At 64.1% G+C, this 8,555-nt stretch carries 8 protein-coding genes and 1 pseudogene; 6 read left to right on the plus strand and 3 right to left on the minus strand.

Features of this window, described 5'->3' with window-relative positions:
• Together M6689_RS09465 and M6689_RS09470 are read left to right on the plus strand one after the other, a co-directional pair.
• Positions 1-308: pseudogene (locus M6689_RS09465) on the plus strand (hypothetical protein); the annotation flags it as partial.
• Between the two features lie 5 nt (positions 309-313).
• Positions 314-1,360, plus strand: coding sequence for a DUF2169 domain-containing protein (locus tag M6689_RS09470; protein ID WP_298270738.1), 1,047 nt, complete (start codon positions 314-316; stop codon positions 1,358-1,360).
• A gap of 156 nt (positions 1,361-1,516) precedes the next feature.
• Here the strand turns inward: M6689_RS09470 and M6689_RS09475 are convergent, their stop codons facing one another.
• Complete coding sequence (locus M6689_RS09475) at positions 1,517-1,828, minus strand: helix-turn-helix domain-containing protein (protein ID WP_298270741.1); 312 nt, start codon at positions 1,826-1,828, stop codon at positions 1,517-1,519.
• Entirely contained in the window at positions 1,815-2,135 is a 321-nt protein-coding gene (locus tag M6689_RS09480) for a type II toxin-antitoxin system RelE/ParE family toxin (protein WP_298270744.1), read from the minus strand. The genes M6689_RS09475 and M6689_RS09480 overlap by 14 nt, the downstream gene beginning before the upstream one ends.
• A 90-nt stretch (positions 2,136-2,225) precedes the next feature.
• Here M6689_RS09480 and tssF point away from each other — a divergent pair, with 90 nt between their 5' ends.
• The 3 genes from tssF to M6689_RS09495 all read left to right on the plus strand — a co-directional run bounded on the left by tssF (position 2,226) and on the right by M6689_RS09495 (position 5,572).
• On the plus strand, positions 2,226-3,959 hold the full coding sequence (tssF, locus tag M6689_RS09485) for a type VI secretion system baseplate subunit TssF (protein WP_298270747.1): 1,734 nt from the start codon (positions 2,226-2,228) through the stop codon (positions 3,957-3,959).
• Positions 3,923-4,921 (plus strand): type VI secretion system baseplate subunit TssG, encoded by a 999-nt coding sequence (gene tssG, locus M6689_RS09490; RefSeq protein ID WP_298270749.1) that lies wholly within the window; start codon positions 3,923-3,925, stop codon positions 4,919-4,921. Before tssF ends, tssG begins: the two co-directional genes overlap by 37 nt.
• A gap of 177 nt (positions 4,922-5,098) precedes the next feature.
• Positions 5,099-5,572: a hypothetical protein gene (locus tag M6689_RS09495; protein WP_298270752.1), complete on the plus strand. Its 474-nt coding sequence runs from the start codon at positions 5,099-5,101 to the stop codon at positions 5,570-5,572.
• 109 nt (positions 5,573-5,681) lie between these two features.
• Here the strand turns inward: M6689_RS09495 and M6689_RS09500 are convergent, their stop codons facing one another.
• Entirely contained in the window at positions 5,682-6,797 is a 1,116-nt protein-coding gene (locus M6689_RS09500) for a methyl-accepting chemotaxis protein (protein WP_298270755.1), read from the minus strand.
• 306 nt (positions 6,798-7,103) lie between these two features.
• On the opposite strand from M6689_RS09500, the gene M6689_RS09505 reads away from it, so the two are divergent.
• A partial coding sequence (locus M6689_RS09505) for an ammonia-forming cytochrome c nitrite reductase subunit c552 (protein WP_298270758.1) occupies positions 7,104-8,555 on the plus strand: 1,452 nt, incomplete at its 3' end.

An 8,555-nucleotide genomic window follows, 5' to 3' on the forward strand; every position in this document is an offset into this window, starting at 1 on the left:
TTGTCACCATGCAGCTACCGGACGGCGCAGGCGACGGCACCGTGCCCGAATCGTCAGCCAAGGCGCTCAGACTGGGCGAGGACACCAAACGGACCTTCTGCATCGGCGACAAGGGAGGCTTCGAGGCGAATTTCGCGGAAAAGAATGCCCCAAGAACGAAACCCCAGGCGCAGCCCGATTTTGACGAAGGCTTTTTCGACCGGGGGCACGAGCCGATCTACAAGACCCGCAGCGCCCAGTTCATTACCTGTACCGCCATCGAGAACATATGCCGCAAGCAGATCGGGCAGATGCTCCAGCAGAAGTAAGCGGTATGGACGTCATCAACCACACCCCCTTCGCAGTCGCCCCCCTCCTCCTCACCGACCGCCACGGCGCCGAGACCCTTCTCGTCGTCGTCAAGGGGACGTGGCAGATCGGACGCGACAGAACCCTTGCGGTGGCCGAAGAGCAGGTACCGATCCAGTTCGAGCCCCGCTACCACGGCGACCCCGGCTCGTCGAGCCTGATTCTCGACACCGACGTCGTCCTGGAAAAGCCGGGGACTGACTGCGTCCTCCTCGGCCACGCCTGGGCGCCGAAGGTGGGAGTTCCCTCGGTAGACGTGACCTTCGCCGTGGGATCAGTGCGAAAGACGGTGCGGGTCTTCGGCGAGCGAATCTGGATGAAGTGCCTGGGGATCGTTTCCCTGTCGCGGCCGGCGCCGTTCGAGAAGATCCCTCTCGTCTGGGAGCGGGCTTTCGGCGGCACCGATACCAGCTTTCCCGATCCAGCCAGCCATGAGTTCTGCCTGGAAAATCCGGTGGGGCGGGGGTTCCTGGCGCGGAAGACAAAGCTTGAGTTGGACGGCATGCGGCTTCCCAACCTTGAGGACCCGCGCGACCTCATAAAGAAGCCCGGTAGTCGTCCGAAGCCGGCCGGATTCGGCATGATCCCGCCTCACTGGCATCCCCGCGCCGGTTATGCGGGCACCTACGACGACAACTGGCGAAAGTACGTGAGCCCCCTTCCCCCGCCGGACATGGACCCCCGGTTTCACGCCGCTTCCGCCCCCGGTCTCGCAACGGCAAAGCACCTTACCGGCACCGAGCAAGTGCTCGTCGAGAATGCCTCGAAAAGCGGCCGGCTCCACTTTGCCCTGCCGGGAGTTAAGCCGCAAGTGGCGGTGCGCATTGGAGCAGCGGAGGAGGAACTTGCCGTGGCTCTCGACACGGTGGTCGTCGAACCGGATGAGGAGCGGCTGGTCCTCGTGTGGCGGGGGCATTGCACCGTCCACGGACGGGTCCACGAGATCGGACGGATAAAGGTCGGGTCAAAAGAAGAAAAGAGGACAAGAGAAGAAAAGGCCGCTATGCTGTGAGCCCACTCGGAAAAGTAGCCTGTCCCGTTTTGTAACTGATCACAGGGTCTTCGCCATTACGCCTGAGCAAGGAGGGCAAAGAACGCCCATAAGTTTATAAGTTTCCAGGACAGCAGCCATGAATTCATGGGCGCCCCCTCGGACTTGTCAGTATCCTCACGCGGCGAGCAGCTCCTTCAAAACTTCCGGTTTCTTGATGGCAATAGTGATAAGGGATTTCGCCGCACCTGACGGCTTGCGCCGCCCCTGCTCCCACTCCTGAAGAGTGCGGAGCGACACACCGAGCATTTTGGCGAACTCGCTCTGTGACAGACCGATTCTCATACGGGCCGACGCGAGAGGGGACACCTCTACGGTGGAAACACGGCCGACCCTGCCGGCCTTGATATCCTTCACAGCCTGAAGCAGTTCTTCACCGATATTGCGCTTGGCATCGCGTTCGAGCAGTTCTTTTTCATCGAGTGGCATTTTCCATCTCCTCTTTGAGAGCTCTGAGAATGTGACCGGGAATGCTATCAACGGCACTTTTGGCATAAATCAGAAGCAACCAGATTTCTCCGGCCTCTGTCCGGGCGACATAGAGAACTCTGACACCGCCGCTCTTGCCGGTTCCTTGACGGCTCCAGCGCACCTTGCGAACCCCGCCGGAACCGCGCACCACGTCACCCGCATCTGGATTGGTGGCCAGGAATGCCTGGAAAACCCTGTAGTCGTCGTCGGTCAGGTAATCATGAACCTGCTTCGTAAACAGCGGCGATTCGACAAAAGTGACCATGCACCAATTATACGGCATTGACGTATAATGTCAACCCGGCAAGTCTTTATAAAGATCGGATAGGCCAAAATCACCCGCAAAGGCACAACCATGATCACCCGCTACTTCCAGCAGGAACTCTCATACCTCAAGGACCTGGGCGCCGAATTCGCCAAGGCCCACCCGGCCCTCGCCCCCATGCTCGGCGGCCCCTCGGCCGACCCGGACGTGGAGCGGCTTTTGGAGGGAGTCGCCTTCCAGACCGCGCTTCTGCGGGAAAAGCTCGACGACGATTTCCCCGAGGTGATCCACGACCTGGTGCGGCTCGTCTGCCCCCATTACCTGAGGCCTATCCCGGCCTCGACCGTGGTCGCATTCGCCCCCGCGCCGTCCCTCACCCAGCCTCAGACGATCCCTGCCGGGGCCCAGCTCGCCTCGGTGCCGGTGGAGGGGACCCGCTGCCTCTTCCGTACCTGCGGCGAGGTGCAGCTCCACCCCCTGGAGCTGCGCGACGCCTCCTTCTCCCAGCCGGCGGGGCGGGCGCCGGCCGTCACCCTCTCGCTGGGGCTCGGCGGCATATCGCTTTCCGACTGGCGCCCCCGGGCGCTGCGGCTTTTCCTCGCCGATGAGTACGCGCAGGCGGCGGACCTCTATCTGCTGCTCATGCGGCACCTGCGGCGCATCGTCATCACCCCGGAGGATGGGGGGAAGCCGGTCGAACTTCCTCCCGATTGCCTGAAGCCAGCCGGCTTCGCGGAGGAGGAGGCGCTCATCCCCTACCCCTCCCACGCCTTCCCCGGCTTCCGGCTCCTCCAGGAGTACTTCACCGCCCCAGCCCGTTTCCTCTTCGTGGAGCTTACGGGATGGGAGCGGTGGACCGGGCGCGTCAGCGGCTCCCGGTTCACGGTGAGCTTCGAGCTCGCCCCCTTCACGCTTCCCCCCCCGCGGGTCGGCAGGGAGAGCTTCGCCCTCTTCGCCGTGCCGGCGGTGAACCTCTTTTCCGCCGATGCCGACCCGATCGTTCTCGACCACCGCAGCGAACGCCATCTCGTCCGCCCGGCCGGGTTTCCTCCGGGCCATGCCCGGATCTACTCCGTCGACCGGGTGACCGGGTTTGTGCGGGGTAGCGTCGAAGAGCGGCCGTTCTTCCCCTTCGAGCAGTTCCGGCAGAGCACCCGGGCGCAGCCGGCCTATCACACGACCATAACCAGCTCCCCCGTGCGGGCGGGGTTCGACGTCCACCTGGCGGTGGCCTACCCGCAGGATGGCGGCCTCCCCGAGGTGGGAACCCTCTCGGTCGGCCTTACCTGCACCAACGGGAGCCTCCCCGAGAATCTGAGGGCGGGCGACATCCGCGAGACGACCGGATCGTCCCCTATCCATGCGAGCTTCCGAAATATCACCCAGATAACCCCCGCCGTCTTGCCGCCTCTGGGGAAAAACCTCCTGTGGCGCCTCCTCTCGCATCAGGCGCGAAACTCCCTCTTCCTCGACCGTCCCGAGGAACTGCGGGAGCTGCTTGAGCTCTACATCTTCGAGGAAAACCGGGACCGGGCGGGGGTGGCGGCCAACCGCAGGCGCGTCGAAGGGATCGAGGGACTTGCGGCGACCCCGGCGGACCGCCTGGTCCGTGGGATCTTCATGCGCGGGCTCGATATACGGCTAAGGCTCCGGGGAGACCACTTCGCCGGGGCCGGCGACCTCTTCCTGTTCGCCTCCGTTCTCGACGAATTCCTGGGAGGATACGCCTCCATCAACAACTACACCCGCCTGACCGCCGAAGAGGTCCAGCGGGGGGAGGTCTACCAGTGGCCGGCGAGACTCGGACACCAGCCGCTTCTCTAGAAACGGCCCTCCTGGAAAAGGGGCACGAGTTCTCCTTCTTCCAGGCGATGCGGCTTCTGGGGGTTCTCACCCGGAAGAGCGGCACCGGCGCTGAAGCCGGTGCCGACACCGGCGCCGTGCGGGTTCGCCCGGAACTCTCCCTCTCCTTTCCGGCCGCCGACATAGCCGGAATCGAGAAGAGGGAGGAGGGCTACCTCGTCACGGCCCGCTTCCTCGGTCTTTATGGCTCCGCATCGCCCCTTCCGACCTTTTACACCGAAGAGCTCCTCGACGAGGCGGCGGCCGATGCTTCCGCCACCCGGGAATTTCTCGACATCGTCAACCACCGGCTCTACACCCTCTTCTTCGCCTGCGCCGCCAAGTACCGCCTCTTCTTCCAGGTGGCGGAAGAGGAGAAGAAGGAAGTCGTTGAGCGCCTTTTCTGCCTCGCCGGTCTCGGCGAGCCGAAGGTGCGGCAAAGGCTCCCCGATCCCCAATCTCTTCTCCGCTACACGGGACTTCTGAGCCAAAACCCCCGCTCGGCCCTGGGGCTTCGGACGCTTCTGCGGGACGCCCTGGGGGTGCCGATCGAGGTGATCCAGTGCGTGACGCGCCGGCTCCCGATCCCGCCGGAGCAGCGGGCGCAACTGGGGATGTCCGGCTGCACCCTCGGGGTCGACGCCGTCATCGGGAGCGAGAAGGAGGACCGGATGGGGATGTTCCGCCTCCGGATCGGCCCCCTCACGCGCGAACAATTTTCGGCCTTCCTCCCCGGGGAAGCGGCCCGGCAGAGGCTGTCCCACCTCGTCCGCTCCTATCTCCCCGGATCCCTCGCCTGGGACCTGGAGCTTCTCCTCGCCCCCGGCGAGGCCCCGGCCATCTGCCTCGGCGCCCCACAGGGGGCGAGGCTCGGATGGGATATGTGGCTTGGGTCGGCAGAGACGGGCGCGTCGGTGGGGGTGGTGTTTCCGGGAGATGCTTGATTCTTCGGAACCATCCCCGAAAAAAGGCAGACGCTGGAAAAGCCTTACCCCCTTTCGTAAAGGGGGGGAAGCAAGGGAAGCATCTCTCGTTTCATAGCCGTTTTATCAAGGTGACCCCGCATCGGGAGATAACGGGAGACCAGGAACAAGCAATCTGATTTTTCCATGGAGGGAGACATGAGCACCAAATTCATCTATCCGATCTTTTCGCAGAAGTCCGGGCTGGAGATCTCGGCCGAGACAAAGGAATCCCGGGAAGGAAGCCGGGTGACCGAACGCACCGGGCGGGTCCAGCTCCGCTTCTTTCTCCTCGAGCCGCCGTCGGAGGGAAAGACCACGCAGCTGAAGTTCATCTGCGAGCCCTTCGAGGCCTACGACCTCTTCCTGAAGATCAACAAAGTCGTCCAGTCTCCGGGAAAGGAGAAGCTCACGCACAAGTTCAAAAACGGAGACGGCGCCGAGATCGTCACCACGGTGGCGGTGGAGCACTGGCAGAGGGGGGAGAAGAGCGGATTCGGGTTCTCGGCCGGACGGGGGAATGACTTCATCAGCGTCCCGGTCAGCCAGGACCAGATTGCCCGCTTCCTCCACGCCGGGGAATTCCTGCGGTTTCTCTCGACCCGCCAGCAGTGGGTCGAGACGATGGCATGATAGGGGGTAACTGATAGGGGCGCGGCGTCCCGACAAACCACGACACGAAGGCCGCCCGGAATATCCCCGGACGGCCTTCGCTTTTCCCGAGTCGCTTGAAAGAGAAGATCTACCCGTGCCGGGTGATCTCCTCCAGGTTGCCGGCGATGACGGTGGCGGTGGTGGCCTGTTCCTCGGAGGCGGTGGCGATCTGGGTGATGACGGTCTTGATCTCCTCCACCGCCTGGACGATGGTGGCGAGGGAGCTCTCCACCTGGAGGGAGTGGTTCTCGCTCACCTCGGCCTCCTGCTTGGCGTTCTCGATGGAGGCGACCGCCTCGCGGGTCTCCCGCTGGATCTCGGCCACCATGGCGTTGATCTGCTTGGTGGAGTTCATGGTCTTCACCGCCAGGTTGCGGACCTCGTCGGCGACGACGGCGAAGCCGCGCCCCTGCTCGCCGGCCCGGGCCGCCTCGATGGCGGCGTTCAACGCCAGGAGGTTGGTCTGGTCGGCGATCTCGTTGATGACCTCGATGATCTCGCCGATCTTCTCCGACTTGCTCCCGAGGGAGTCGACGATGGCAGCGGAGTCGCGCACGATCCGGGCCACCCGCTGCATCTCCTGCACCGAGCGGTTGACGATCTCCTGTCCCTCGTGGGCGGTACGGGCGACGTTGATGGCCGAGTCGGAGGCGTTGGAGGTGTTGCGCGCCACCTCGGTGACGGTCATGCTCATCTCTTCCATGGCGGCCGCGATCTGGGCCACCCGTTCCTCCAGGTAGTTCTTCCGGTCGATGTCGGCCCGGTTGCGCTCCTCGATGGATTTCTCGGCGCTGATGTCGTCCCAGCACGCCATGTAGCAGCGGACCTTCCCCGGTTCCGCCGGGTCCCAGATCGGGTAGGAGGTGGTGCGCAGCGTCACGCCGCCGATGGGGATCTCGGCCCGGTGGGGGAGCTCCCCCGGCTTGCCGAGGATCATCCGGACCTTCGCCGGGTCTCTGTGGAACTGGTGGATCGACTGCTCGAAGGCGGTGGCCACATCGGCCCCGCGCAGGCCGCTGTTGAGCTCCTGCCGGTGGCGCATCATCATCTCCCGGGCCGCCTTGTTCATGTAGAAGATCCTGTTGTCGGGGGTGGTGTCGCAGAGCATGACGATGTTCCCCAGGTTGTCGAGCATCTGCTTGAGCACATTCAGCTCGGCGTCCTTCTCTTCGAGCTGTCGTTTGAGCTTGCCGGTAAATAGCACCGCCGTTCTCCTTTCGCCTGCCGGGGTTGCCTCGCGGGATTTCATGCCAACAAGTTACATATCGACACAATCGTCGCCCTCTTCAGCTTTTTTCCGTTGCCGGATATTCTCCGCGCTCTCTTCACTCCCCGCCGAAAAACTGCAATCTGTTGACTCACGTCAAAGGGATTCGACCGAATTGTTTGCATTCTAACTATCGGCAACGCAACCGCCGCGCCACAAACTGACCGGCATCATCGCGACCCGCGGAGGCGGGGATCGCGACCCATAACGGCTGCACATTTTCTGTGAAAGGAGAACGATGGCATGAAGATGACGATGGTGAAACGGGGGGTGCTGGCGCTGCTCGTGGCGGCGACGGCAATCGGGGCGGGCTGCGCGCCGAGGAAGCCGGAGCCGGTGAAGCCGGCCGATATCGCCGACGGGACGGTGGACCCGGCCGAGTGGGGGAAGGTCTACCCGGCGGAGTACGAGCTCTGGAAGAAGACCGGCGAGCCGACCCCCGCGGGGCAGAGCAAGTACAAGCACGGCTACGATGAAGGGGAGGAGCGCCGCGACAAGCTGGACGAGTTCCCGTTCCTGGCCCTGTTGTACAACGGCTGGGGTTTCGGCGTCGAGTACCGGGAGCCGCGGGGGCACCTCTTCATGATCAAGGACCAGTTGGAGGTGGATCCGGGGCGGGTAAAGGCGGGGGGCTCCTGCCTCACCTGCAAGACCCCTTACGCACCGGTACTCCAGCGGCAGATGGGGCGCGACTACTTCGCCAAGCCGTACCATGAGGTGCTGGCGAAGATCCCGAAGGAGCACCAGACCCTGGGCGTCGCCTGCATCGACTGCCACAACAACCGCGACATGTCGCTGAAGATCTCCCGCGGTTTCACCCTCGGCAAGGCGCTGGCAAAGCTCGGCGTCGACGAGGCGAAGCTCACCCAGCAGGATATGCGGACCCTGGTCTGCGCCCAGTGCCACGTCACCTACAGCATCCCCAAGGATGAGAAGATGAAATCCACCGACGTCGTCTTCCCGTGGGACGGTAGCAAGTGGGGGCACATCACCATCGAGGACGTCATCCGGAAGCTCCGCAACAATCCGCCGTGCGGCGAGTGGACCCAGAGCGTCACCGGCTTCAAGCTCGCCTTCATCCGCCACCCCGAATTCGAGCTCTTCTCCAACAACAGCGTCCACTGGCAGGCAGGCGTTACCTGCAGCGACTGCCACATGCCGTACACCGGGACGGGAAGCCGGAAGGTGGCGGACCACCGGGTCATGAGCCCCCTGAAGAACGGCCTCAAGGCCTGCCAGCAGTGCCACGCCGAGAGCCCCGAGGAGCTCCGCGGCAAGGTCTACGCCATCCAGGACCGGACCATGTCCCGGTTCATCCGGGCCGGTTACGCCACCGCCACCGTGGCGAAGCTCTTCGAGATGGCCAACCGGGAGCATGCCGCCGGGAAGGCGATCGACAAGGCCCTCTACGAGCAGGCGAAGGACCACTACCTGGAGGCCTTCTACCGGGTGGTCTTCATCGGCGCCGAGAACTCCGTCGGCTTCCACAACCCCACCGAGGCGCTGCGGGTCCTCGGCGACGCCGCCACCCACGCCGGCCAGGCGGAGGGGCTCCTGCGGCAGGCCCTGGCCAAGGCCGGGGTGACGGTGCCGGTGAAGGTGGACCTGGAGCTGGCCAAGTACGTGAACAACCGCGGGGTGAAGAAGCTCATGTTCAGGCCCGAGCATGAGATCAAGGATCCCCTGGCGGGCAAG

It is taken from the genome of Geobacter sp. (genome assembly GCF_027327745.1).
Taxonomy (GTDB): Bacteria; Desulfobacterota; Desulfuromonadia; order Geobacterales; family Geobacteraceae; genus Geobacter.